At 63.2% G+C, this 21,860-nt stretch carries 22 protein-coding genes; 10 read left to right on the forward strand and 12 right to left on the reverse strand.

All coding sequences use genetic code 11. The features are described from left to right. The first annotated feature begins 1 nt into the window (after nucleotide 1). From sphantq_RS07590 to sphantq_RS07600, 3 genes are read left to right on the forward strand one after another with little or no spacing between them, the layout of a single operon-like run. On the forward strand, nucleotides 2-1,450 hold the full coding sequence (locus sphantq_RS07590; protein ID WP_272799952.1) for a L,D-transpeptidase family protein: 1,449 nt from the start codon (nucleotides 2-4) through the stop codon (nucleotides 1,448-1,450). 4 nt (nucleotides 1,451-1,454) lie between these two features. After that, nucleotides 1,455-1,769, forward strand: a complete 315-nt coding sequence (locus sphantq_RS07595) for a hypothetical protein (protein WP_066606358.1) — start codon at nucleotides 1,455-1,457, stop codon at nucleotides 1,767-1,769. A gap of 52 nt (nucleotides 1,770-1,821) precedes the next feature. Then, a complete protein-coding gene (locus sphantq_RS07600) occupies nucleotides 1,822-2,508 on the forward strand; it encodes a murein L,D-transpeptidase catalytic domain family protein (protein ID WP_066606359.1) in 687 nt (228 codons plus the stop codon). A gap of 77 nt (nucleotides 2,509-2,585) precedes the next feature. Here the strand turns inward: sphantq_RS07600 and sphantq_RS07605 are convergent, their stop codons facing one another. The 8 genes from sphantq_RS07605 to sphantq_RS07640 all read right to left on the reverse strand — a co-directional run bounded on the left by sphantq_RS07605 (nucleotide 2,586) and on the right by sphantq_RS07640 (nucleotide 8,583). Beyond that, nucleotides 2,586-3,419 carry a hypothetical protein gene (locus sphantq_RS07605; RefSeq protein ID WP_272799953.1) on the reverse strand — a complete coding sequence of 278 codons (834 nt, stop codon included), beginning with the start codon at nucleotides 3,417-3,419 and terminating at the stop codon, nucleotides 2,586-2,588. A 100-nt stretch (nucleotides 3,420-3,519) separates the two neighbouring features. Next, nucleotides 3,520-4,215, reverse strand: a complete 696-nt coding sequence (locus tag sphantq_RS07610) for an ATP12 family chaperone protein (RefSeq protein WP_272799954.1) — start codon at nucleotides 4,213-4,215, stop codon at nucleotides 3,520-3,522. Then, nucleotides 4,212-4,475, reverse strand: coding sequence for a hypothetical protein (locus sphantq_RS07615; RefSeq protein ID WP_066606363.1), 264 nt, complete (start codon nucleotides 4,473-4,475; stop codon nucleotides 4,212-4,214). The genes sphantq_RS07610 and sphantq_RS07615 overlap by 4 nt, the downstream gene beginning before the upstream one ends. Further along, nucleotides 4,472-5,131 carry an HAD-IA family hydrolase gene (locus tag sphantq_RS07620; protein ID WP_066606370.1) on the reverse strand — a complete coding sequence of 220 codons (660 nt, stop codon included), beginning with the start codon at nucleotides 5,129-5,131 and terminating at the stop codon, nucleotides 4,472-4,474. Before sphantq_RS07620 ends, sphantq_RS07615 begins: the two co-directional genes overlap by 4 nt. Then, nucleotides 5,128-5,745, reverse strand: a complete 618-nt coding sequence (locus sphantq_RS07625) for an FMN-binding negative transcriptional regulator (RefSeq protein ID WP_272799955.1) — start codon at nucleotides 5,743-5,745, stop codon at nucleotides 5,128-5,130. The genes sphantq_RS07620 and sphantq_RS07625 overlap by 4 nt, the downstream gene beginning before the upstream one ends. Further along, nucleotides 5,742-7,199, reverse strand: coding sequence for an RluA family pseudouridine synthase (locus sphantq_RS07630; protein ID WP_272799956.1), 1,458 nt, complete (start codon nucleotides 7,197-7,199; stop codon nucleotides 5,742-5,744). The genes sphantq_RS07625 and sphantq_RS07630 overlap by 4 nt, the downstream gene beginning before the upstream one ends. Beyond that, nucleotides 7,196-7,582 carry a fluoride efflux transporter CrcB gene (gene crcB, locus sphantq_RS07635; protein WP_066606377.1) on the reverse strand — a complete coding sequence of 129 codons (387 nt, stop codon included), beginning with the start codon at nucleotides 7,580-7,582 and terminating at the stop codon, nucleotides 7,196-7,198. Before crcB ends, sphantq_RS07630 begins: the two co-directional genes overlap by 4 nt. Before the next feature lie 44 nt (nucleotides 7,583-7,626). Continuing rightward, the gene (locus sphantq_RS07640) at nucleotides 7,627-8,583 is read right to left on the reverse strand and encodes a DMT family transporter (RefSeq protein WP_272800201.1); all 957 of its coding nucleotides are present in this window, start codon (nucleotides 8,581-8,583) and stop codon (nucleotides 7,627-7,629) included. Nucleotides 8,584-8,689: 106 nt separating this feature from the next. On the opposite strand from sphantq_RS07640, the gene sphantq_RS07645 reads away from it, so the two are divergent. From sphantq_RS07645 to bktB, 4 genes are all read left to right on the forward strand, one after another. Then, nucleotides 8,690-9,163 (forward strand): Lrp/AsnC family transcriptional regulator, encoded by a 474-nt coding sequence (locus sphantq_RS07645; protein WP_066606381.1) that lies wholly within the window; start codon nucleotides 8,690-8,692, stop codon nucleotides 9,161-9,163. 474 nt (nucleotides 9,164-9,637) lie between these two features. After that, nucleotides 9,638-11,935 (forward strand): TonB-dependent receptor, encoded by a 2,298-nt coding sequence (locus tag sphantq_RS07650; RefSeq protein WP_272799957.1) that lies wholly within the window; start codon nucleotides 9,638-9,640, stop codon nucleotides 11,933-11,935. A gap of 141 nt (nucleotides 11,936-12,076) precedes the next feature. After that, nucleotides 12,077-13,711: a flavin-containing monooxygenase gene (locus sphantq_RS07655; protein WP_272799958.1), complete on the forward strand. Its 1,635-nt coding sequence runs from the start codon at nucleotides 12,077-12,079 to the stop codon at nucleotides 13,709-13,711. Between the two features lie 124 nt (nucleotides 13,712-13,835). Continuing rightward, the gene (bktB, locus tag sphantq_RS07660; protein ID WP_066606388.1) at nucleotides 13,836-15,017 is read left to right on the forward strand and encodes a beta-ketothiolase BktB; all 1,182 of its coding nucleotides are present in this window, start codon (nucleotides 13,836-13,838) and stop codon (nucleotides 15,015-15,017) included. A gap of 27 nt (nucleotides 15,018-15,044) precedes the next feature. Here bktB and sphantq_RS07665 read toward each other — a convergent pair whose 3' ends face one another. From sphantq_RS07665 to sphantq_RS07675, 3 genes are read right to left on the reverse strand one after another with little or no spacing between them, the layout of a single operon-like run. Then, nucleotides 15,045-15,872 carry an SDR family NAD(P)-dependent oxidoreductase gene (locus tag sphantq_RS07665; RefSeq protein ID WP_242496116.1) on the reverse strand — a complete coding sequence of 276 codons (828 nt, stop codon included), beginning with the start codon at nucleotides 15,870-15,872 and terminating at the stop codon, nucleotides 15,045-15,047. Between the two features lie 44 nt (nucleotides 15,873-15,916). After that, on the reverse strand, nucleotides 15,917-16,687 hold the full coding sequence (locus sphantq_RS07670) for an enoyl-CoA hydratase-related protein (RefSeq protein WP_272799959.1): 771 nt from the start codon (nucleotides 16,685-16,687) through the stop codon (nucleotides 15,917-15,919). A gap of 22 nt (nucleotides 16,688-16,709) precedes the next feature. Next, nucleotides 16,710-17,456: an SDR family NAD(P)-dependent oxidoreductase gene (locus sphantq_RS07675; protein WP_272799960.1), complete on the reverse strand. Its 747-nt coding sequence runs from the start codon at nucleotides 17,454-17,456 to the stop codon at nucleotides 16,710-16,712. A 360-nt stretch (nucleotides 17,457-17,816) separates the two neighbouring features. Between sphantq_RS07675 and sphantq_RS07680 the strand changes: the two genes are divergently transcribed. The 3 genes from sphantq_RS07680 to sphantq_RS07690 are packed head-to-tail and all read left to right on the forward strand — an operon-like array spanning nucleotide 17,817 to nucleotide 20,665. After that, nucleotides 17,817-18,899 carry a zinc-binding dehydrogenase gene (locus sphantq_RS07680; RefSeq protein WP_272799961.1) on the forward strand — a complete coding sequence of 361 codons (1,083 nt, stop codon included), beginning with the start codon at nucleotides 17,817-17,819 and terminating at the stop codon, nucleotides 18,897-18,899. A 12-nt stretch (nucleotides 18,900-18,911) separates the two neighbouring features. Beyond that, nucleotides 18,912-20,165 carry a cytochrome P450 gene (locus tag sphantq_RS07685; RefSeq protein ID WP_129927452.1) on the forward strand — a complete coding sequence of 418 codons (1,254 nt, stop codon included), beginning with the start codon at nucleotides 18,912-18,914 and terminating at the stop codon, nucleotides 20,163-20,165. Nucleotides 20,166-20,173: 8 nt separating this feature from the next. Continuing rightward, complete coding sequence (locus tag sphantq_RS07690; protein WP_272799962.1) at nucleotides 20,174-20,665, forward strand: flavin reductase family protein; 492 nt, start codon at nucleotides 20,174-20,176, stop codon at nucleotides 20,663-20,665. A 39-nt stretch (nucleotides 20,666-20,704) separates the two neighbouring features. Here the strand turns inward: sphantq_RS07690 and ribB are convergent, their stop codons facing one another. Further along, entirely contained in the window at nucleotides 20,705-21,841 is a 1,137-nt protein-coding gene (gene ribB, locus sphantq_RS07695; RefSeq protein ID WP_129927458.1) for a 3,4-dihydroxy-2-butanone-4-phosphate synthase, read from the reverse strand. Between the last annotated feature and the right edge of the window lie 19 nt (nucleotides 21,842-21,860).

Here is a 21,860-nt window from a genome sequence, read left to right on the forward strand (position 1 = left end):
CATGAACCGTCCCAACCTGATCCGTATCCCGCTGCTGGCGCTGCTTGGCGTAGCGTCTTCCCCCGCCGTCGCGCAAACCCCGCCGCCCATCGTCGCGCCCACGCTGCCTGCGCCGACCGTCCAGCCCATCCCGGTTCCGCCGCCGCCCGTGCCGATCCCGGCGCTGTCGCCAGCGCAGGAGGCCTGGGCCAATGACTGGCTGAGGACCGGCGCCGCGCAGGGTCTGATGGCGCGGCAGAAGGCAAGCGGCCCGCTGAGCGGCGACGCGCTGGTCAACGCCCTGCTCGACCGCGCCAAGGCGCTGAACACCGGCCGGGTCGATACGGCCGATTTCCTTCAGGTCTGGGCGCTCCGCCCGGCCGCCTTCGATCCGCGTCCCGGCCTTGCCAAGGCAGTCGGTGAAGATCGGCTGGCGCAGTGGTCCGCCAGTCTCACCCCGCCCTGGTCGGGCTATGCCACGCTGCGCAAGGGCCTCGCCCGATATGAGGCGATCCGCGACAAGGGCGGCTGGCCGACGCTAACCGCCTCCACCCCGCCCGACGTGGTGCGCGCCCGCATCGCGCTGGAAGACCCGGCCGTCACGCCGAACGAAAAACTGGTCGACGTGATCCAGCGCGCCCAGCGCCGCTATGGCCTGGAACCCACCGGCACGCTCGGCGCACGCACGCTGGAAGCGCTCAACGTCGGGGTGGACGATCGAATCGCCGCGATCATGGCGAATATGGAGCGCTGGCGCTGGATGCCGCGCAGCCTGCCGGTCAACCGCGTGCAGGTGAACATCGCCGCCGCCGTGCTGACCGTGTTCGAAGGCGACCAGCCAGTCAGTTCGATGCGGGCCGTCACCGGCAGCCCGACCAACCAGACGCCGATGCTGACCTCCAGCATCCATTCGATCGTGGTCAATCCGCCCTGGAACGTGCCGATGTCGATCGCCAAGCGGGAACTCTTCCCCAAGGGGCGAGCCGCGCTCGCGCGGCAGGGCTACAAGATCGTCAAGACGCCCGACGGGGGCGAACGCATCGTCCAGCCGGCCGGGCCGAACAGCGCGCTGGGCCGCTTGAAGTTCGACTTCAACAATCCCTTCGCCGTCTATCTGCACGACACGCCCTCACGCGGGAAATTCTCCAGCTACGACCGGCTCGCCAGCCATGGCTGCATCCGCCTGGAAAAGCCGGTGGCGCTGGCCGAACTGATGGTCGCTGCCGATCCCGATCTGAACGGCCAGATCCAGACGCTGATCGACGAAGGCAAGACCCAGCGCGTGTCCCTGCCCAGTCAGGTTGCTGTCTATCTGCTCTACTGGACGGCCTTCGCCAACAATGAAGGCACGGTCAGCTTCCGCGCCGATCCCTATGGCTGGGACAAGCTGCTCGCGCAGAAGATCGAGGCATCCAGCCGCCGCGTCGATCCCACAGCAGCCCCCTCTCCCGCAATCGCATCGAAGGATTGATCCCATGCGCACATTCGTACTCGCCGCCCTTGCCGGCGCCCTCCTCCTCTCCGCCTGCGGCAAGAAGGAAGAAGAAGCCCCGACCGTCACCAACAATCTGGTCGAGCCGCCGGTCGAAAATGTGATTGTGGAGGAACCCGAAGCGCCACTGCCCGAACCGCAGAATGACGTTGACGCGACTCCGGCTGCGCCGCCGCCCTCGGTGTCGGAACTGCAGCAGATTCAGGATGATGCCGAGGCGTCCGGCATGACATCGCGCCTGCCCGAAGGCGGCGAACAGAGCCAGCCTGCGGATGAAGCGAGCAAAACGGGCGAGTAAACTCATGCGCCCCGGTCTTGGACCGGGGCGTCCGCTTTGCTATAGGACGGTCATGGATCGCCGCAATTTTACGAAGTTCGCTTTAAGCGGACTCGCCTTTTCGTTTTTGTCGGACAGCATCGGTCGCGCCGCTCTGTCCTCGACAGGGCCTGAACCGATCAGCCCCGCTGCGGTTCCGCCAGCGCCCACCGTACCTGCAACCCCGCGCACGGTGGCACAAAAGCCCTATTCCGCGCTGCTGGAACGCGCCAGGGCGGCGCTCGATCGTCATGCCAACGCCTTCGCGTTGCGCGATCGACTGGCGATCGTGGATTTCGACGCCCCATCGAAAAATCCGCGGATGCATATCGTCGATTTGATCGGCGGACAGACCAGCAGCTATCTGGTATCGCACGGTCGCGGATCGGACCCCGAACATTCCGGCTGGCTGCATAGTTTTTCGAACGAATTTAATTCGCTCGCCAGCTCGTCCGGCGCATTCAAGACGGGCGAGATGTATTTCGGCCAACATGGCCGGTCGATGCGCCTGCTGGGCCTCGACCCGCAGAATAATAACGCCGAACCGCGCGCCATCGTTATCCATGGCGCGGACTATGTAAGCGAGGATCATGTTGCCGCCTGGGGCAAATGCGGCCGTTCCGAAGGCTGTTTCGCTGTCGCCCCCCATCTGGTGCCGCAGGTGCTAGGCATGTTGGGACCGGGCCGGATGCTCTACGCGGACAAGATCGGTAACGGTTGACGGGTCTGCTTGCGCGCGGCGCACGAAAAAGGCCGAAGCATCGCCCCGGCCCTTCCGTCGCGTCATACGACCAACACTTATTGTGCAGGAGCCGGCGCCGCAGGTCCCGTCATCGTTTCGATCGAGGGCTTGTTCATCGCGTCGATGGTGCCGTCGGCCATCATCGCCTTGCCCATGCTGATCGCTTCTTCACGCAGCCCTTCTTCCGTGGAGGTCTGGCTGGCGCCGATGAGCGCGGACAGCAGCACATTCTTGCTCACCGCGTCAGTCGGCTGCTCCGTCACCGACTTGCGCGCCAGGGCCAGCGCTTCTTCATAATAGGGGTCGGCCCCGGCGCGGTCATGGTCGCGTAATTCCTTATTGCCCATCTGGATGAGGATGCCGGCCAAAATGTTGCGGCTCGCGGCGTCGGCGGGCTTGGTTTCCACCACCTTGCGCCAGTGGGGCAGCGATTCGCCGTAGAGCGCCATCACCTTGTCCATCTGGCCCAGCACGCCATAGGCGGCAGCGTCGGCATAGAGCGCATTGGCGAGGAAATTGACATTGTCGATCTTCGCAGGATCGGCCTCCACCGCAGTGCGGATCGCGGGAATCGCGGCATCATATTTGGCCACCGCCCCGGCATTATCACCCTTTTGCTGCGCCGCCTGCCCCGCGGTGAAGTCGGTCACGGCCTTGTTGAAGGCGGCGATTTCGGCCGGGGTCATTTCACGCGCGGCGGGAGCGGCCTGAGCGGCGGGCGCCGCTGCGCCCTCGGTTGCAGGGGCGGCGTCGGCCGGGGGCGCGGCATCCGCTGCCGGGGGCGTCGTTTCGGCCGGCGCCTGCTGCGCCAGTGCGGGAGCGGCCAGGGCCAGCGGCGCGGACAGCGTCAAAAGAGCGGTCAAAGCGGTGTTGCGGAACGTTGAGGCCAACGTCTGGGTCTCCTTGATCGTTGAAACAGGTTGTCGGATGGACGCAATGCGCCCTCTCCAGCCATAGAATGAACGAATACGTGCTTGGGTTCCTACCGCCTTATTTGCGGCTCATCGCGCAAAAGGCTCCGGCCATGGAAAAATCAGCGGTGCGCCGTGCGCCAGCTGCGGCGGCCAGCGCGTCTTCGCCCCATAGTTCGACCTGCCATGCCTCATCGATTTCGGCGGCCTGCCACACCCGATCAAGGTCATGCCCGCCCTCTACGATCGACAATCCGCAGACCAGCGATCCACTGAGCGACACCAAAGTTGACAGTCCGACCAGCGTGAAGGCGTCGCAGGCGGCTACCGCCGCGCCCAGCCGGGCGAGCGTTTCAGGCGGCTGCGGCACCGGGATGATCCCTTGCGTCACCGCAAAGGTCACGTCATAGCGCGCCCGCGCCCAGTCGAGCAGCGGCTCCCACGCGGCCGCCTGCCGCGCGACCAGCGCTTCCGGCCCATCGGCGCGATAGCAGAGCAGGTCGGTTTGCGCATATTGCGCGATCCCTTCGGCGAACGCCGCAGGCTTTGGCGCCACATGGTCTATCGCCGCATTGGCAAGGCCGGTCATCGGCATGAGGGCGGGGTCGACCGTCTCGCCCTGCGCGCGCCATTCCTGCGCGACCGCATCGGCCAGCGCGGGCGTGGGCAGCGCCAACGGCGCGCGCGCGGGGGTGCGGACCGCGCGGCCGTCCAACTGGATCGCGAAGCCGCCATCGTCGGCCACGACGGTCACATCCTTGTAGAAACGCTTCATTGCGGCGGCTTCTGACGGAACAGCGCCAGCAACAGGCGCGGCACGACGATGAACTGGAACAGGCCAGTGACGACCATGATCGCGCCGAACGCCTTGGCGCTGTCACCCTGCACCCAGGAAAAGCGCTGCATGATGGCCACGAAGCCGAACATGACGATAAAGGCGCCCGACAGGCGGAACAGGCCAATGGCGAAATGGCGCTGGCGGGCGATCGAATCGGCGTTGGTCTTGGGCGGTGTCTCTGGAGGAAGATCGGTCATGGCGCGCCGATATGACCGCGTAATTCCGCGCTGTCCATCGCCACCGCATGGGCGCCCGCTGCGACCAGTTCCCCCGGCAGGTGATAGCCCCATGCCACGCCGATGCTGCGCACGCCTGCGGCCAGCCCCATGGCGATGTCGAAACTGGTGTCGCCGATCATCACCGTGGTTTCCGGCTCTGCCCCCGCCTCCGCCATCGCGGTCATCAGCATCGAGGGATGCGGCTTGGACGGGTGGCGATCGGCGGTCTGCAGCGTCACGAACCGGTCGATGATACCGTGATGGGCGAGGCACAGGTTGAGGCCGCGGTCCGACTTGCCGGTCGCCACCCCCAGCAGCCATCCCGCCGCGTCCAGCTCCGCCACCAGATCGGCGATGCCGGGATAGAGCGGTTCCTGCACCCCCTGCTCGCGCCGCATCGCCTGGAACGCCAGCTTGTAGCGATCGGCCAGATGATCGTGGAAATCCGCCTCCGCATCGGGCAGCAGCCGCGCCATCGCGACCGGCAGCGACAGGCCCACCGCCGACAGGATCGCCAGCCGTTCGGGCGGCGGCAGTTGCACATCCTCGAAGGCGCGGGTCATGGCGGTGCAGATGCTGTGCTGGCTGTCGACCAGCGTGCCGTCGCAATCGAAGACGACCAGGCGATTGCTCATGCCGCGTCCCCTTCGCCCAGAGTCGCCCGCATCAGCGCCGCCAGCGCCGCATTGCCACCGGCGTCTAGCGCATCGGCCACGCCGGTCCGCGCCGCCTCCGGCTTGTCCTGCCCCAGCTTGGCGGTGCCGTGCAGCGATTCCACCTGCATGGCGAATCCGACCAGCCCCGTCAGCAACCGCTCGAACTGTCCCGCCCCCATCTTGTCGCGGGTCCACACCGGTTTGGGCGCCAGCCGCCGCTCCTGTTCATCGCTCAGCGCATCGATCTGCGCGATCGTCGCCGCCCGATCCAGCCGCGCCATGGTCCCGCGCAGCTCGACCGACTGGTAATTCCAGGTTGGCACCTTGTCGGGCAGGCCATACCAGTCCGGGCTGACATAGCCATGCGGCCCGGCGACGACGATCAGTGCGTCCGCTCCATCCAGATGCCGCACGATCGGATTGGCGCGATGGATGTGCAGGCCGATCCGCCGATCGTCCAGCCAGACGACAGGCAGATGCACCACATGCATCCTGTCGGGCGCAGCGACGCAGAGCAGGCCAAAACCCGACTGTCCCACGAAATCCCGGATCGCCGCCTCATCCGTCCAGCGATAGGGCGCCCCCGGCGTCATTCGCCGCGGCCGCCACCCCGCGACCGGCGCTCGCCCTTGCGATCCTTGCGCACCTGCTTGGCGTGCCGGCGCGCGAACATCTTCTCGTCCTCGCGGGTCGGGGTCCGGTCGATCTCGTCGTCCAGCGGCATGTCGCCCAGGGAGAGGTCGAAGCCCAGATCCTCCAGGCTGTTGGCGAAATGGGTCGGCAGGTCCGCCATCACGTCCACCCGCCCGCCATCGGGATGATCCACGCGGATGCGCCGCGCATGAAGGTGCATTTTGCGACTGATGCTGCCGGTCAGGAAGCTATCCTTGCCGCCATATTTGCCGTCGCCCACGATCGGGTGGCCGATCGCCGCCAAATGGACGCGCAACTGGTGCGTTCGGCCGGTATAGGGTTGCAGCTCGACCCAGGCGGCGCGGTTGCCGGCCCGTTCGATCACGCGATAGCGCGTGCGGGCGGGCATCCCCTCTTCCTCGTCCACATGCATCTTCTCGCCGCCGGTGCCTGGCTGCTTGGCGAGCGGCAGTTCGATCATGCCGTCATTGATCGACGGCACGCCGATCACCAGCGCCCAATAGACCTTGCGCGCGGTGCGGCTGGAAAAGGCTTTGGCGAAATGCGCGGCCGACCGGCTGGTCCGCGCCAGCAGCAGCGCGCCCGACGTGTCCTTGTCCAGCCGGTGGACCAGCTTGGGGCGCGATTCGGAATCGAACAGCAGCGCGTCGAGCAGCTTGTCGACATGCTCGTCGGTCTTGGTCCCGCCCTGCGTGGCCAGCCCCGGCGGCTTGTTGATGACGATGGCCTGCGCATCGCGATGGATCACCATCTCCTGCGCATAGGCGATCTCGTCGGGCGTCAGGTCGATGACGCGGACGCGCTTCGCCTTTTCGGGCATATCGGGCCGCGCTTCGGCGGGGGGGACGCGGATCGTCTGCCCCTCTACGATACGGTCGCCCGGCGCGGCGCGCGCGCCATCGACCCGCAACTGGCCGGTGCGCGACCAGCGCGACACGATATTGAAGCCGACATCGGGCAGATGCCGCTGGAACCAGCGGTCGAGGCGGATGCCGTCATCGTCGGCGGCCACGCGGAACTGGCGGACGTCTAGCGACACGCCCTTGGCGGCGCTACTCTTGGCGGCGGCGGGCTTGGCGGCGGCCGGTGCGGCCTTGGCTGCGGCGGGCGCAGCAGCTTTCGCACGGGGCTTGAACGGCGGCTTGCCGCCGTCCCCCTTGCGCGCACTTGCCGCCTTCGCGCCCCCACGGGCGCGGCCGGGCGCGCCGGGTTTGCCGTCGGCGGATTTCCGGTCGAACTTGCGGTCAGCGGGCTTTTTATCACCCGGCTTCTTGTCGCCGAAGCGCTTGTCCGACGGCTTGCCGCTGGCGGAACGGCCCGCAGGCTTGCCGTCGCGCGGCCCCTTGCCGCCGGTCGCGCCCGCGCCGGGCCTGGCGGGAGGACGCCCCTTCATGCCACGACACTCCGCATCACGGCCAGGCCCACGCCCAGCGCCACGACTGCGCCGATCACAGACGCCAGCGCATAGCCGCTCGCCAGCAGGATATCGCCGCGCTGGATCATCAGCATGGTTTCCAGGCTGAACGCGGAAAAGGTGGTGAAGCCGCCCAGCACGCCCACGCCCAGCAACAGCCGGATCGGTTCGCCCGACACGCTCCCCCCGCGCGCCAGCCATCCGGCGAGCAGCCCCATGGCGAAACCGCCGATCAGATTGGCGGCGAAAGTGCCCCAGGGCCAGGCCGTACCGGGCGCCATCTGCCCGGCGAAGCGCCCCAATTGATAGCGCAAGGCGGCGCCCACGGCGCCCCCGCCCATCACAAGAAACATATTGGTCATGCAAAGCGCCCTATAGCGAATCCGTCAAAGGGGAAAGCGCGCAATCAGGCGGTTGTGACAAGCCCTGCCACCGGCCGCCGATGCGCCGCGATGCAACTGACGACACTCAGCACCACCAGCAGGAACGCTGCGCTCTCCAGCCCGGTCGGCCAGCGCGCTTCCCACGCAAAGCCGTAGAGCAAAGCAAAGGCGGTTTCGAACAGGATCATCTGCCCCACCATGGTCAGCGGCAACAACCGGCTCGCCCGGTTCCACAACGCATTGCCGACGATCGAAGCCAGCAGCGCGACAGCGACCGAGACAGTAGTAAACTGCGTCCAGGCCGCGGCATCATGCCGCCCCAGGCCCAGCCACAACACGACCGGCAGGAACAGCAGCGCCTGGCACCCGGTCGCCAGCCCGATCAGCAGGTTCCAGTCCTGCGCCGGCATGTCGTCCTGCCGCCGCAGCCAGTGATTATTGCCGATGGCAAAGGCGGTCCAGGAGATCAGCGCCCCGACCGCGCAGGCGAAGCCCAGCAGCCGCGTCGCCACCGGCCCCGGTCCGGGCATCACCACCGCCTGCCAGCCGATGCACAGCGCGCCCGCGACGCACAGCAGCAGCGAGGGCGCGAGCTGGCGCAAAGGCACCGCGCCCGCCTGCCGGCTACCGACGATCGTCACCGCCACCGGCAGGAAACCGACCACCAGCGATGTCATGGCGACGCCGCCCATCTGCACCGCGCTCACCAGCAGCACATAGTAAAAGAGGTTGCCGGCCAGCGCGAGCCAGGCCAGCGCCCACAATAGGCGCGGCGTCATCTGCGCGGCCAGCATCCGCCAGCGCGGCGCGACCAGGATCAGCGAGAGCGCGCCAAAGGCCAGATAGCGACCGACCGCCTGCTGCAACGGGGTGAAGCCGCGCACCACTTCGGGCGCCAGGAACACCAGCCCCCATAGAGCGCCCGCGCCCACGCCGCACGCGATGCCCGCCAGCATCGCCCCGCCTGATTCCCTTGTCATCATCGTCCATCTTTCCGTCCGACCCCGTATCGGCTGCGAACATTATCATCATGACGGCGGGAAAAATGCTCTTGATTAGCCCCAGAAATGCAACAATTACTCGCTTATGCCCGATATTCGCCTTCCCGACCCGTTCGACCGCGCGATCCTGCGAATCATCCAGCAGGATAATCGCACGCCGCAGCGCGCCATCGCGCAGGCGGTGAACCTGTCCACCGCAGCGGTCCAGCGCCGCATCGCCGCCATGGAAAAGGACGGCATCATCGCCCGCAACGCCGCGATCGTCGATCCCGACGCGGTAAGCCTGGACATCACCGCGATCGTGGAGGTCCATCTGACTGACGAACGCTCCGCCACGGTCGATCGCGCCAAGGCCTTGTTCCGCGCCGACCCGGCGGTGCAGCAATGCTATTATGTAACGGGCGGCTGCAGCTTCATCCTGCTGATCGTGTCACCGGACATGCGTCATTACGACGCGACCACCCGGCGCCTGCTGTCGGACACGGACTATATTGCCAGCTTCCACAGCTTTCTCGCGCTTGATCGGGTAAAGGCGGGTATGGAGTTGGTGATTCCGTGATGGTGGGAGGCTGGACCTCCCATTCCTGCGCATGGCGCGCCAGACATATGCGTTCAATCATATAGCATTCGGCCGGCACATGCGCGCGCTGAACGCCGCAGAGTGGCGAGTGCGCGTGCGAATTAGAATCGCCGGCGCCTTGCGGCACAAATTCACCCTAATTTTAGTTTGTTTTGAAATTTTGAAAATGCCTCAAAACAATCTGAATTTTACATGAAACCCTCACATTCGCCAAACAATCTATCTATCTGTAATTCATATATAAATACGGCGATTTAACCAGTCTCATCTTGCCGTCGCAACCTTTTGCGTTCGACCAGTTGCGATACCTGCGTTCCCGATTGACATTTGCCTAATCATAGTTAGTCTAATGTTCTCAAAGATGCCTGCAGGGGCACGCCAAGATGGGAGAGTGTTATGAATGTGAAGCAACAATTGGCTTGCGGCATTGCCACTATTGGGCTTTTGGCTGCGATGCCCGCATTGGGCCAGGATGCCCCGCAGGCGGCGGACGATAGTCAGAGCAATGAAAAAATTGCTTCGCCGGCCGACATCGTTGTTACCGCCCAGAGGCGGGAACAATCCCTTTCCAAGGTTCCGGTGGCCGTGTCGGCCTTCAATGCCGACACGCTTCAGTCGCGCAATGTGGCAAGCGAACAGGATCTCGCGGCGCTAGTTCCCGGACTGGTGGTCAAGAGCGGTCAGAACTCCAACCAACTCAACTTCACCCTGCGTGGCCAGACACTCGATCCCTTTTCCGGCTCAAGCCCCGCGGTTCTGACCTATATCAACGAAGCGCCGGCGACCGAAGGCAACACATCGACGGCCTTTTTCGACTTCAATTCTGTGCAGGTCCTCAAAGGACCGCAGGGCACTTTGTTCGGTCGCAATGCGACGGGCGGCGCGATTTTGTACGAAACGGCGAAGCCGGGTGACGACTTTGGCGGGTTCCTGACTATCAAGGGTGGTCAGCGTAATTATATCCAGGTGCAGGGTGCCGTGGACATTCCAGTATCCGACATGATCAAGGTTCGTGTCGCCGGCGATTACAACAAGCAGGACGGCTATATCCGCAATATCAAGACCGGCAACACGCTGGGCGACACGGATTCGCTGTCAGGCCGTATCACGGTCGTCCTGGAACCGAGGGACGGTTTCAAGATGACGACGGTCGCGCAGTACAGCGACTTCGGCGGATCGGAAGGCGCTGGCGGTCTCTATTCCTATCATATGGCGGGTGAGGTCAATAACGGCTATGTCCTCAACAGCACGCTCGATACCCTTTATGGCGTGAACAGCCCTTTTGCTCCCTTGATCGGCGATGGGCCACGGGGCGACGGCACATGGCCGGGCGCCGTAGCGGGCTATCTGGCCTGGCAGCAGGCGAATCCCTATAAGGTCTGGCTAAGCTATGACCTGCCGCACAAGGCTCACACCGCGTTCATCACCAACACTGTCGAAGCGGAAATCGGCGACGATGTCGTGCTGAAGAACATCTTCAACTATGCCGACGCCTTCGCGCGCACGCCAGGTATTCTGACCGGTTCGCCCTTCGGCTCGCTGAGCCTCTACAATCGATCCGGCCTGGGCAACGGCCCTCCGGGCGGCGAGGAATTCAGCACAGAGCGGATTTCGAACGAACTGCAACTTCAAGGAAAAACGGGCGGCCTCGAATATATCCTGGGCGTCTTCTATTCCGACACGACGAAGCAGGAATATATTCCGGTCATCGTCGGCGCGGAATTGCCGACGCCGCTGGCCGACATCGCTTATAATTACGAAGTCGGGAACGAATCGAAGGCGGTGTTTGGCCAGCTGACCTATGCGGTGACGGACAAGCTGAGCATAACCGCTGGCGGACGCTATAGCTGGGAGACGGTGAGCCTTCGCCAAAAGGCAGGAAGCCTCTTCAATTTGAACGGCTCCACGCCATTCAAACAGGAAGCCAAGCTCCATGATCCGAGCTGGACGTTCAATATCCAGTATCAGATCAATTCGGGCAACATGGTCTATTTCGCGCAGCGCGGCAGCTTCCGCGCCGGCGGCTTCAACGGCGCGGTCGGCCCGTTCAACAACGCCAATTTCTTCGACAATGAAAATACCTATGATTTCGAACTGGGCTATAAGTTCAACGACTATATCGGCGCCATGCCGACCCGGATCAATCTGGCCATCTATCGCCAGATCGTGAAGGATGCGCAGCATTCGCTGTTCGTCGATCTGGGCGCAGGCCCGTCGGCGTTCACCGTAAACGTGCCCGAAAAGCGCATCCAGGGCGTCGAGTTCGACGCCAATGTAAAACCCAGCGCCTGGCTGGAGCTGGGCATTTCGGGCGCCTATACCGACGCGAAATTCACCAAGAATATCGTTGATCTCGCGCCGCTGGGCGGGCCGATAATTCCCTTCGACACCTATGCCGACGCGCCCAAATGGGCGGGTTCTGTCTTTGCCGAAATCACCATGCCCCTGTCGGAAGACGTCGGAAAGGTGAAGCTGCGCACCGATGTGTTCGGCCAGACATCCACCCATTTTTCGAACAACGAAGGCTCGATTACGCCGCGCACCAAATTGCCTGGCTATGCGACCGTCGATGTTCGGTTGAGTTGGAACGACGTCATGGGCAGCAAATTCTCGGTCGCGGCCTACGCCAAGAACCTGCTCGACGAATTCTACTATAATTCGGGCTATGTCGAAGGCGGCAGCGGCGGCTTCAACACGGCCATCTGGGGTGAACCCCAAACCTTTGGCGCGGAAGTGACCTACCGCTTCTAAGGCGCAATCTGAAGGGGGGCAGGCATGTCTTGTCCCTGTCCCCCCTCTAAGCTTCCAGGCGCCGCTGACCCCATCAAAGCGCGCGACATATAGTCTATTCCCGTTCGGGACAGGCGCATCGCGTCAGGAAAGACACAGGACATGCCGACAATTATCAACCCCGATTATGACGCAGTCGTGATCGGTGCGGGCGTCACCGGCATCTATCAAACATATCTGCTCGACCAGAATGGGATGAGCGTGCTGGGCGTCGATGCGGCCGAGGATGTCGGGGGCACCTGGTATTGGAACCGCTATCCGGGCTGCCGGCTCGATACCGAAAGCTATGCCTATGGCTATTTCGCGCTGAAAGGCATCATCCCCGAATGGCGGTGGAGCGAGAATTTCGCAGGCCAGCCCGAAATGCTGCGGTACGTCAACGCTGCGGCCGACAGGATGGATATAAGGCGGCTGTACAAGTTCAAGACCAAGGTCGTATCGGCCCATTATAATGAAGCGGACAATGTCTGGGATATCAGGCTGGACGACGGCGCCTGCCTGACTTGCCGTTATCTGATATCGGCCACCGGCCCGCTATCGGCATCCGCCATGCCCGATTACAAAGGGCTGGACCTGTTCCAGGGCGAGGCTTTCCATTCGTCGCGCTGGCCCACGGATGCAGACGGCAAGCCCAGGAATGTCGACTTTGCAGGCAAGCGCGTGGGCGTGATCGGCACCGGCGCCACCGGCGTCCAGATCATCCCCATCGTCGCGGAAACCGCGCAGGATCTGTTCGTGTTCCAGCGCACGCCCAATTGGTGCACTCCACTTGGCAATTCGGCGCTGGGCGAGGAGGAGATGGACCTGATCAAGGCTCGTTTCCCCACCATCCTCGAATATGTCAAGACGACGCCAACCGCCTTCCCCTATCATCGCGATACGCGCAAAACATCCGAGGTGCCGGAAAAGGAGCGAAACGCATTTTTCGAGGCTCTTTACGACAAGCCTGGATACGGAATCTGGCTAAGCACCTTCCGCGACCTGCTGCTAAGCAAGGAATCGAATAAAATCCTGGCGGATTTCGTCGCCGGCAAAATCAGGCAGCGGGTCGATGATCCAGAGGTCGCCGAAAAGCTGATACCGGTCGATCATCCATTCGGCGCGAAGCGCGTGCCGATGGAAACCAACTATTATGAAACCTACAACCAGCCCAACGTCCATCTGGTCGATATAAAGACGACGCCGATCGACGAATTCGTGGCGCAAGGCGCGAAGATCGGCGAAGAGATTTACGATCTGGACGTCATCATCTTTGCGACCGGGTTCGATGGCATCACCGGATCGCTCGACCGGATCGACATCCGGGGCCATGACGGTGTGCGACTGATCGACGCCTGGGTCGATGGCCCGTCAACCTATCTGGGCTTACAGGCGCGCGGCTTTCCCAACTTCTATACGCTGGTTGGACCGCATAATGGCTCGGCATTTTGTAATGTCGGGGTGTGCGGCGCGCTTCAGGCTGAATGGGTCACGCAGATGCTTTGTTATATGAAGGCTGGCAATTATAGCTATGCGCAACCGACGCAGGCGGCCGAAAAACAGTGGACCGACGCGGTATATGCCGATTTTGCCAGGACGCTGATGGCCGACACCAATGCGTGGTGGGTCAAGGTGACGCAAAAGCCCGATGGGACCACCGTGCGCCGCACTCTGGTCTATGTCGGCGGTGGCCCGGAATATCGCAAGCGATGCGAGGAGGTCGCCTATGGCGGCTATGAGGGGTTCGAACTGGCGTGATGCCCGGCGACGGTCGCGACTTGCGCATAGGCCGCATCGACAGCTATCCACCCGGCGATAGCGAACACGACCGATCAGGCGATATTGGCAGCCTGTATTGCGTTACCCGGTTCAAGGAGCGGCTATGACATCTGTATATATTCTGGCGGGCGTTCGTACTGCGATAGGCGACTTTGGCGGCAGTCTGAAAGACTATCCGCCAGCGAAACTGGGCGCTGCGGTCATCGCCGAAGCCATTGCACGGTCGGGCATCGCCGCCGATCAGATCGGTCATGTCGTCATGGGCAATGTCATCCCCAGCGAACCCAAGGACGCCTATCTGGCGCGGGTCGCGGCGGTCGACGCAGGCATTCCGATCGAGGTGCCCGCCCTTACGCTGAACCGCCTGTGCGGTTCGGGTGTCCAGGCGATCATCTCCGCCGCGCAGATGCTGGCGCTGGACGAATGCGATTTCGCCGTCGCCGGTGGCGCGGAGTCCATGACCCGTTCCCCGCACCATGTCGCGGCGGCCCGTTTTGGGCAGAAGATGGGCGACATCAAAATGGTCGATGCGCTCATTGCGGTGCTGAGCGATCCCTTCGAAGGCATTCATATGGGCGTGACCGCCGAAAATGTGGCTGCCGATCACGACATTTCGCGCGCGGATCAGGACCGTCTGGCCGTCGAGAGCCACCAAAGGGCGGCGCGGGCTCAAAAGGAAGGGCGCTTTTCGTCGCAAATCCTGCCGATCGCGGTCAAGGATCGGAAAGGGACGAGACTGTTCGATACCGACGAGCATGTGCGCGCCGATGCCAGCGTGGAACAGCTTGCCGGGCTGAAGCCCGCCTTCAAGAAGGATGGCTCCGTCACCGCTGGCAACGCATCGGGGATCAACGACGGCGCGGCCGCCCTGGTCCTGGCGTCGCAGGCGGCGGTGGACGCGGCCAATCTGAAACCGCTGGCCCGAATCGTCAGTTGGGGTCATGCCGGCGTGCAGCCGGACCGTATGGGCATCGGCCCGGTCAAGGCGGTTCCCATCGCCCTGGCGCGCGCGGGCCTTGCGCTTGAGCAGATGGATGTCATCGAATCCAACGAAGCCTTTGCGGCGCAGGCCTGCGCCGTCGCCAAGGTCCTGGGATTTGATGCAGAAAAGGTCAATCCGAACGGGTCCGGCGTAGCCCTGGGCCATCCGGTTGGCGCGACCGGGGCGATATTGACCGTCAAGGCGATCTACGAACTGGAGCGGATCGGAGGCCGATACGGTCTGATCACCATGTGCATCGGCGGCGGACAGGGCATCGCCATGGTCATCGAGCGGATGGGATAGCCTATCCGCTGGCGATGCCCGTCCAGATCACCGAACGGAAATCAGCCCGCCATCGACAGGGATGAGTTGCCCGGTGATGAAGCGGGCGCCATCGCTGGCCAGGAATAGCAGGACGGGCGCGAGATCCGTGTCCGCGTCACCGAATTTTCCGCCCAGCGGGATCTGTTCGGCGGTCGCCTTGTCATGCGCGGCCAGGTCTTCCGGAGACAGGGCTTCGCGAAAGCGCGCGTACATGGGCGTTACTATGTAGGGCAGCACCGCATTCATGCGGATATTGCGCTTGCCCCATTCGCGCGCGACGCTGCGCGTCCAGGCGTGAACCGCCGCCTTCGACGCGCCATAGACGGCATTGTTGATTTCGGCGGTCAGCCCGGATTCAGACCCGAAATTGATGATCGAGCCGCCGTCCGGCATGTGCCGATAGGCGGCGCCATTGGTATAGATGGTGCCGTTCACATTGACGTTGAAAAGCCAGGCCAGCGTTTCGTCAGGGACATCGTGGGTGGGGGCGTGACGATGGACGCCCGCGATATGCGCCAGCACGTCAAGGCCACCCAAGCGCACGGCAGCCGCATCGAAGGCCGCGTCCACTTGGGCACGATCGCCCACATCGCAGGCGATAAAGAAGGCGGACCCTGGCCCTTTGGCAGTCGCGGCGGCGGCAATCGCCTCCCCCTGCGCCCCATCGATGTCCAACGCCGCGACATGCGCGCCGGCCGCCACATAGGCGCGCAGGGCGGATGCCCCGATACCTTGCGCCGCGCCGGTCACGATGATCTTCTTGCCGTGCAATTCCATGACAGTAGTACCTTTCTCCACGCAGCTGGGCTGCACCTGATTTTCTGTCGGGATCATGTCCCGCGACTAAAGATCATACGCGGCGCATGGGTGGCTGACTTTCACCGGCCTTGCCATTTGGGCGTGCGCCTTTCCTTCCAGGCCGACGCGGCTTCGGCACAGTCGGCCGTCGCCGCATAGGCATCGATCAGCGGATAGCGGCGATCGAGCGCCGCGTTCAGGCCATGGTCCAAACCAAGCAGCGCGGCTTGCTTCCCGCCTTGGGATACCAGGGGCGCGCAGGCGAGGATCTTCTGGGTCCATCGTTCAGTCGTTGCGGCAAGATCCGCCATTGGCGCGGTTTCGTTGACCAGGCCGAAATGCAGAGCGCGGGCCGCGTCGAGCGGTTCGCTCGCGATGATCATCGCCATCGCCACATGATGGGGCAGTTGGCGGATGGCGCGATGCACGACGCCGCAATGGTCGATGACCCCCGCCCGCGCCTCTGGCAGGCGGAATTGCGTGTCGTCGGCCGCGATCAGGATGTCGGCGCACATCGCCATTTCAAAGCCCAGGCCAAGGACATGGCCGTGCACCACGGCGATCAGAGGCTTTTGCAACGGCACGAGGCGTCCGCCAATACCCGTCAGCCCGCCGCCGAACGACAGCCCGTCCTCCCCAGCGGGCGGGTCCGCCATATCCGCGCCTGCGCAAAAGGCCCGATCCCCCGCCCCAGTCAGGATCGCGACGCGAATATCGGGATCGCTATCGATCCGCGCCCATGCCTGGACCAACGCCCGGTCCATCTCGGCGTTGATGGCGTTGAGGACCGCAGGCCGATTGAGGCGGACCTCCGCCAGCTTCCCCCGCACCTCAAACGCGATCGATGACATGGGTTTTGGCTCCGTCTGTCGCTTAGTGCGCCAACATGCCGGCATCGACCAAATGTTCGGCCCCGGTGATGTAGGAGGATTCATCGGACGCCAGGAACAGAACGAGGTTCGACACCTCGATCGGCTCGGCGATCCGCCCGAGCGGAATTTGGGCAAGCGCATCGCCGCCCACCTCGTCGGTCGCCTCGACCATCATCGGCGTCTGGATGAAGCCGGGATGGACGGAATTGACCCGGATATTATGCTTGCCATATTCCATCGCCGTCGCCTTGGTCATGCCGCGCACGGCAAATTTGCTCGCCACATAGGCCAGGCTGGGAAAGCCGTAATTGGCGGCCATGCCCGCGATCGACGAAATATTGACAATGGACCCGCGCCCGGCCTTGACCATCACTGGCAGGACCGCCTTCATCCCGTAGAAGACGCTATGCTGGTTGATGGCGCAGACCTGATCATAGCCTTCTTCGGTCAGGTCGACAGTCGCCGCCATCGGACCCAATATGCCCGCATTATTGACCAGAATGTCGATCTTGCCAAAGGAACCCACCGCCGCCGCGACAACATCGGCCCAGGATTCCGGCTGGGTGACATCATGGGCCACGAAGGTTGCAGCGGCGCCCAGTTCGGCTGCCAGCGCCTGCCCGCCATCGACATTGCGATCGGTCAGGATGACATTGGCGCCTTCCTGCACGAAGAGGCGCGCGTGCGATTCCCCCATGCCCCGCGCCGCGCCCGTGATGATGGCGGTTTTTCCTGTGAGGCGGCCCATATTCTCTCCTATATCTGGGTGTTTGGCCGTTTAAGCCTAATTACAGTTATACAAAGCGCGAGTTGATCGGAAAGTCAAGGACGGGGCAGCCGCCAGGATCGTTCTGGCCGAAAATTGACCCATGGAATGAAATATATTTCTTATATATCAGAAATATATGCCATTATCCGGTTATTACATTGAGCGGCCTGCGCATTGGGATCGGCACCCTGTCGAGATTGCTGTTGCATATTTTATCTAATTCTGATTAGTTTTATATCAATCGAACGCCGGGTTAAGCGGGCGCGACACCATGTCAGCGGTATCTTTGGGTCGGCGAGATGGTGGGACCAAATTGGGTTGGCATCGAGAGGATGGGCCATGCACGGTAAAGCCGCAGTACTGGTTGAAAAAAACCGCTTGGAAACATGGGATGTCGAGGTCCATGCGCCGGAACCGGGCGGCGCGCTCGTCCGCACGATCTTGGGTGGCGTCTGCGGCAGCGACGTCCATATCCTGACCGGCGAAGCCGGCGAAATGCCCTTCCCGATCATATTGGGGCATGAAGGCGTCGGCGAAATCACGCAGTTGGGTGCCGGCGTTTCCACCGACTATGCCGGAACGCCGGTCAAGGCTGGCGATCTGGTGATCTGGTCGCCGATCGCCCTGTGCCATCGCTGCTATTCCTGCACCGTGCTGGAACAGACGCCGTGCGAGAACAGCCAATATTTCGAGGATGCGGCCAAGCCCAATTGGGGCAGTTATGCCGACTATGCCTGGCTACCCAACAACATGCCCTTCTATCGCCTGCCCGACGGCGCGCAGCCCGAAGCGATCGCTGCGCTCGGCTGCGCCCTGCCGACGGTGTTGCGCGGCTTTGATCGCTGCGGTCCGGTGCGTTTCGGCGACTCCGTCGTCGTGCAAGGCGCAGGACCGGTCGGCCTGTCCGCCATCCTGGTCGCGGCGCAGGCCGGCGCGCGCGAGATCATCGTCATCGACGGCGCGCAGGCCCGGCTGGACGCCGCCATGACGCTGGGCGCCACATCCACCGTGTCGCTCAGCCTGTCCCCTGACGAGCGCAAGCGCATGATCTATGACCGGATCGGCAAGCAGGGACCGGACATCGTGATCGAGGCGGCGGGCGCGCTGCCCGCATTTCCGGAGGGCGTGGACATTAGCGGCATCCACAGCCGTTACATCATATTGGGCCTGTGGGGCGCGATCGGTACGCAGCCCATCTCTCCGCGCGACCTGACGCTGAAAAACCTGATGATCGGCGGCGCATCCTTCCCGGCGCCCAAAAATTATTATCAGGGGATGCAGTTCGCGGCGCGGGTGCAGGATCAAGTGCCGCTGGCCGCGCTAGTCAGCCATCGCTTCGGCATCAGCCAGGCGGCAGAGGCGCTGACCGTCACCAAGAATGGCGTCGCCACCAAAGCCGTCATTGATCCCACGATAAGCTGAGAGGACGTAGGCATGAACGTCGATACGATCGCCCCGCCATCCGCCAAGCACCGTATGCCCATTCCCGATTATGTGCCTGCGTCACTCGTGCGCGACATCGACATCTACGATCTGGATGGCATTGAGGAAGGCGTGCATGAAGCCTGGAAGAAGGTGCAGCAGCCCGACACCCCGCCGCTGGTCTGGACGCCCTTTACCGGCGGCCACTGGATCGCGACGCGCGGCGCGCTGATCGATGACATCTATCGCAGCCCCGATCGCTTTTCGAGCCGGGTCATCTGGGTGCCGCGCGAGGCGGGCGAGGCCTATGACATGGTCCCGACCAAAATGGACCCGCCCGAACATACGCCCTATCGCAAGGCGATCGACAAGGGGCTGAACCTGGCCCAGATTCGCAAGGTCGAAAGCGATGTGCGGGCGGTTGCAATCGACCTGATCGAAGGTTTCGCGGCGCAGGGCCATTGCGACTTCGCCAAAGATTTCGCCAATATCTTCCCGGTGAAGGTCTTCCTGGCGCTTGCGGGCCTGCCAATGGAGGACGCGGCGGGCCTTAATGCGCTGGCCAAGGAAATGACCCGGCCATCGGGCAATACGCCGGAGGAGCAGGGACGATCGTTGAGAGAGGCGAATGCAGGCTTTTTCGCCTATGTCGCGCCGATTATCGCGGAACGACGCGGTGGCGCCGGCACTGACCTGATCACGCAGATGGTCAACAGTGAAATCAACGGCGCACCGATGCCCGAAGACAAGATGCTTGGGCTGGTGTCGCTTTTGCTGCTGGGCGGCCTGGATACCGTCGTCAATTTCCTCAGCTTCATGATGATCTACCTCGCGCGCCATCCCGAAACCGTCGACGAGATGATCGCCGATCCGATGAAGCTGCAACGCGGCGTGGAGGAAATGTTCCGTCGCTTCGCCGTCGTGTCCGATGCGCGTTATGTGGTGGCGGACATGGAATATCATGGCACGCAACTCAAGGCTGGCGACCTCATCCTGCTGCCAACGGCGCTGCATGGCCTGGACGATAGCCAGCATGAAGACCCCATGACGGTTGACCTGTCCCGCCGCAATGTCGCCCATTCGACTTTTGCGCAGGGGCCGCACCGTTGCGCGGGTATGCACCTGGCGCGCATGGAAGTGCTGGTCATGTTGCAGGAATGGCTGGCCCGCATCCCCCGCTTTGCCCTGAAAGAAGGGGCTGCACCCGTCTATCACGCCGGTATCGTATCTGCGGTGGAGGATATTCCGCTGGTCTGGAAAGTTTGAGGAAAAGCATGTCCATCGTCGCAGACGCCGATACTTTCCGGCAAATATTGGGCCATTATCCGACCGGGGTGTGCGCCATCACCGCCATGCAGACGGACGGCACCCCCGCCGCGATGATCGTCGGGTCGTTCACCTCCGTCTCGCTCGACCCGCCATTGGTCGCCTTCTTCCCCGACAAGGCTTCATCCAGTTGGCCCAAGATCGAAGCCTGTGACGGGTTTTGCGTCAATGTGCTGGCGGACGATCAGGAGGGTTTGTGCCGGACGCTGGCGTCCAAAGACCCTGCCAAGTTCGACGGCGTGCCGCATCATCTGTCGGCGCGCGGCGCACCGATATTGGACGGGGCGCTGGCATGGATCGACTGTTCCTTCCATGCGATCCATGAGGCGGGCGACCATTATATCGCCATCGGCGAGGTCCACGCGCTCGACATCCACCATCCCGGCGCGCCCTTGCTGTTCCACAAGGGGAGTTACGGCAAAGTGTCGCCTTTGCTGTAACCATATGGAGCGAGGGGCGGACCAATCTCGCCCCTCCCCTCAATCGGCCAACATAGGCGCGGGCGCGACGTTGGCGTCCCGCAACGGAATGCGATCCCCCACCGTCAGGCCAAAGCCTTCGAGCGCCGCCAGCTTCGCCTTGCTTGATGTCAGCAAGGTCATCTGCCGCACGCCCAGGTCCAGGAGTATCTGCGCGCCTATGCCATAGTCGCGGGTGGCATGGGCATCATGATAGGTTTTGCGTCCTCCCTCGATCCGTTTGGAGATGGAATCCGGGCTGGGATCGCGCACGAACACCGCGACGGCCTGCCCCTCATGCGCGGCGATGGCTTTGAGAGCCTGCGGCACATAATCGGGATGCGCCTGGGACCAGCCGAGCATGTCGGTCGCCATGTCGACTTGATGCACGCGGACCAGCGTGTCGCGATCGGGGCGGATGTCGCCCTTGACCAGTGCGACATGCTCGCCGCCATCGACCAGGTTGCGATAGACATGGATGGTCAGATCGCCACCATAGAAGCTGTGGAAGGGCGCGCTCGCAACCCGCTCGATCAGCTTTTCGAACCGCCGTCGATAGGCGATCAAGTCCGCGATCGTGCCGACCTTCAACCCATGTTCCTTGGCGAAGACCAGCAGTTCGGGCAGCCGAGCCATGCTGCCATCGTCGTTCATGACTTCGCAGATGACGCCGGCGGGCGTCAGACCGGCCAGGCGGGATATGTCCACGGCCGCTTCGGTGTGGCCTGCCCGCACCAATACGCCACCGTCACGCGCCGTAAGGGGGAACACATGCCCCGGCGACACGATGTCCGCCGATGTCTTGGTCGGATCGACCGCCACGGCGATCGTGTGGGCGCGATCCTGCGCGGATATGCCGGTGGTCACGCCCTCGCGCGCCTCGATGGATATGGTAAAGGCCGTGCCATGACCGGACTGGTTGTTGATGGCCATGGGCGGCAATTTAAGCTGTTCCGCCCGCGACTTGGTGATCGCCAGGCAGATCAGTCCGCGCGCGTGTTTGGCCATGAAGTTGATCTGGCGCGGGGTCGCGAATTGGGCCGGTATGATGACATCGCCTTCATTTTCGCGATCGTCGGCATCGACCAATATATAGGGCAGCCCATTTATCGCGTCGTGAATAATGTCCTCTATGGACGAAATGCCTTCGCTACTCATCGATCCGTCTTTCATGTCT

This window comes from Sphingobium sp. AntQ-1 (assembly GCF_028538045.1).
GTDB classification, from domain to species: Bacteria; Pseudomonadota; Alphaproteobacteria; order Sphingomonadales; family Sphingomonadaceae; genus Sphingobium; species Sphingobium cupriresistens.

Excerpts from the sequence above, each read along its gene's own strand:
- sphantq_RS07590 (WP_272799952.1), top strand. The coding sequence starts at position 2 with ATGAACCGTCCCAACCTGATCCGTATCCCGCTGCTGGCGCTGCTTGGC.
- sphantq_RS07595 (WP_066606358.1), top strand. The coding sequence starts at position 1,455 with ATGCGCACATTCGTACTCGCCGCCCTTGCCGGCGCCCTCCTCCTCTCC.
- sphantq_RS07600 (WP_066606359.1), top strand. The coding sequence starts at position 1,822 with ATGGATCGCCGCAATTTTACGAAGTTCGCTTTAAGCGGACTCGCCTTT.
- sphantq_RS07610 (WP_272799954.1), bottom strand. The coding sequence starts at position 4,215 with ATGAAGCGTTTCTACAAGGATGTGACCGTCGTGGCCGACGATGGCGGC.
- sphantq_RS07615 (WP_066606363.1), bottom strand. The coding sequence starts at position 4,475 with ATGACCGATCTTCCTCCAGAGACACCGCCCAAGACCAACGCCGATTCG.
- sphantq_RS07620 (WP_066606370.1), bottom strand. The coding sequence starts at position 5,131 with ATGAGCAATCGCCTGGTCGTCTTCGATTGCGACGGCACGCTGGTCGAC.
- sphantq_RS07625 (WP_272799955.1), bottom strand. The coding sequence starts at position 5,745 with ATGACGCCGGGGGCGCCCTATCGCTGGACGGATGAGGCGGCGATCCGG.
- sphantq_RS07630 (WP_272799956.1), bottom strand. The coding sequence starts at position 7,199 with ATGAAGGGGCGTCCTCCCGCCAGGCCCGGCGCGGGCGCGACCGGCGGC.
- crcB (WP_066606377.1), bottom strand. The coding sequence starts at position 7,582 with ATGACCAATATGTTTCTTGTGATGGGCGGGGGCGCCGTGGGCGCCGCC.
- sphantq_RS07640 (WP_272800201.1), bottom strand. The coding sequence starts at position 8,583 with ATGACAAGGGAATCAGGCGGGGCGATGCTGGCGGGCATCGCGTGCGGC.
- sphantq_RS07645 (WP_066606381.1), top strand. The coding sequence starts at position 8,690 with ATGCCCGATATTCGCCTTCCCGACCCGTTCGACCGCGCGATCCTGCGA.
- sphantq_RS07650 (WP_272799957.1), top strand. The coding sequence starts at position 9,638 with ATGCCCGCATTGGGCCAGGATGCCCCGCAGGCGGCGGACGATAGTCAG.
- sphantq_RS07655 (WP_272799958.1), top strand. The coding sequence starts at position 12,077 with ATGCCGACAATTATCAACCCCGATTATGACGCAGTCGTGATCGGTGCG.
- bktB (WP_066606388.1), top strand. The coding sequence starts at position 13,836 with ATGACATCTGTATATATTCTGGCGGGCGTTCGTACTGCGATAGGCGAC.
- sphantq_RS07665 (WP_242496116.1), bottom strand. The coding sequence starts at position 15,872 with ATGATCCCGACAGAAAATCAGGTGCAGCCCAGCTGCGTGGAGAAAGGT.
- sphantq_RS07670 (WP_272799959.1), bottom strand. The coding sequence starts at position 16,687 with ATGTCATCGATCGCGTTTGAGGTGCGGGGGAAGCTGGCGGAGGTCCGC.
- sphantq_RS07675 (WP_272799960.1), bottom strand. The coding sequence starts at position 17,456 with ATGGGCCGCCTCACAGGAAAAACCGCCATCATCACGGGCGCGGCGCGG.
- sphantq_RS07680 (WP_272799961.1), top strand. The coding sequence starts at position 17,817 with ATGCACGGTAAAGCCGCAGTACTGGTTGAAAAAAACCGCTTGGAAACA.
- sphantq_RS07685 (WP_129927452.1), top strand. The coding sequence starts at position 18,912 with ATGAACGTCGATACGATCGCCCCGCCATCCGCCAAGCACCGTATGCCC.
- sphantq_RS07690 (WP_272799962.1), top strand. The coding sequence starts at position 20,174 with ATGTCCATCGTCGCAGACGCCGATACTTTCCGGCAAATATTGGGCCAT.
- ribB (WP_129927458.1), bottom strand. The coding sequence starts at position 21,841 with ATGAGTAGCGAAGGCATTTCGTCCATAGAGGACATTATTCACGACGCG.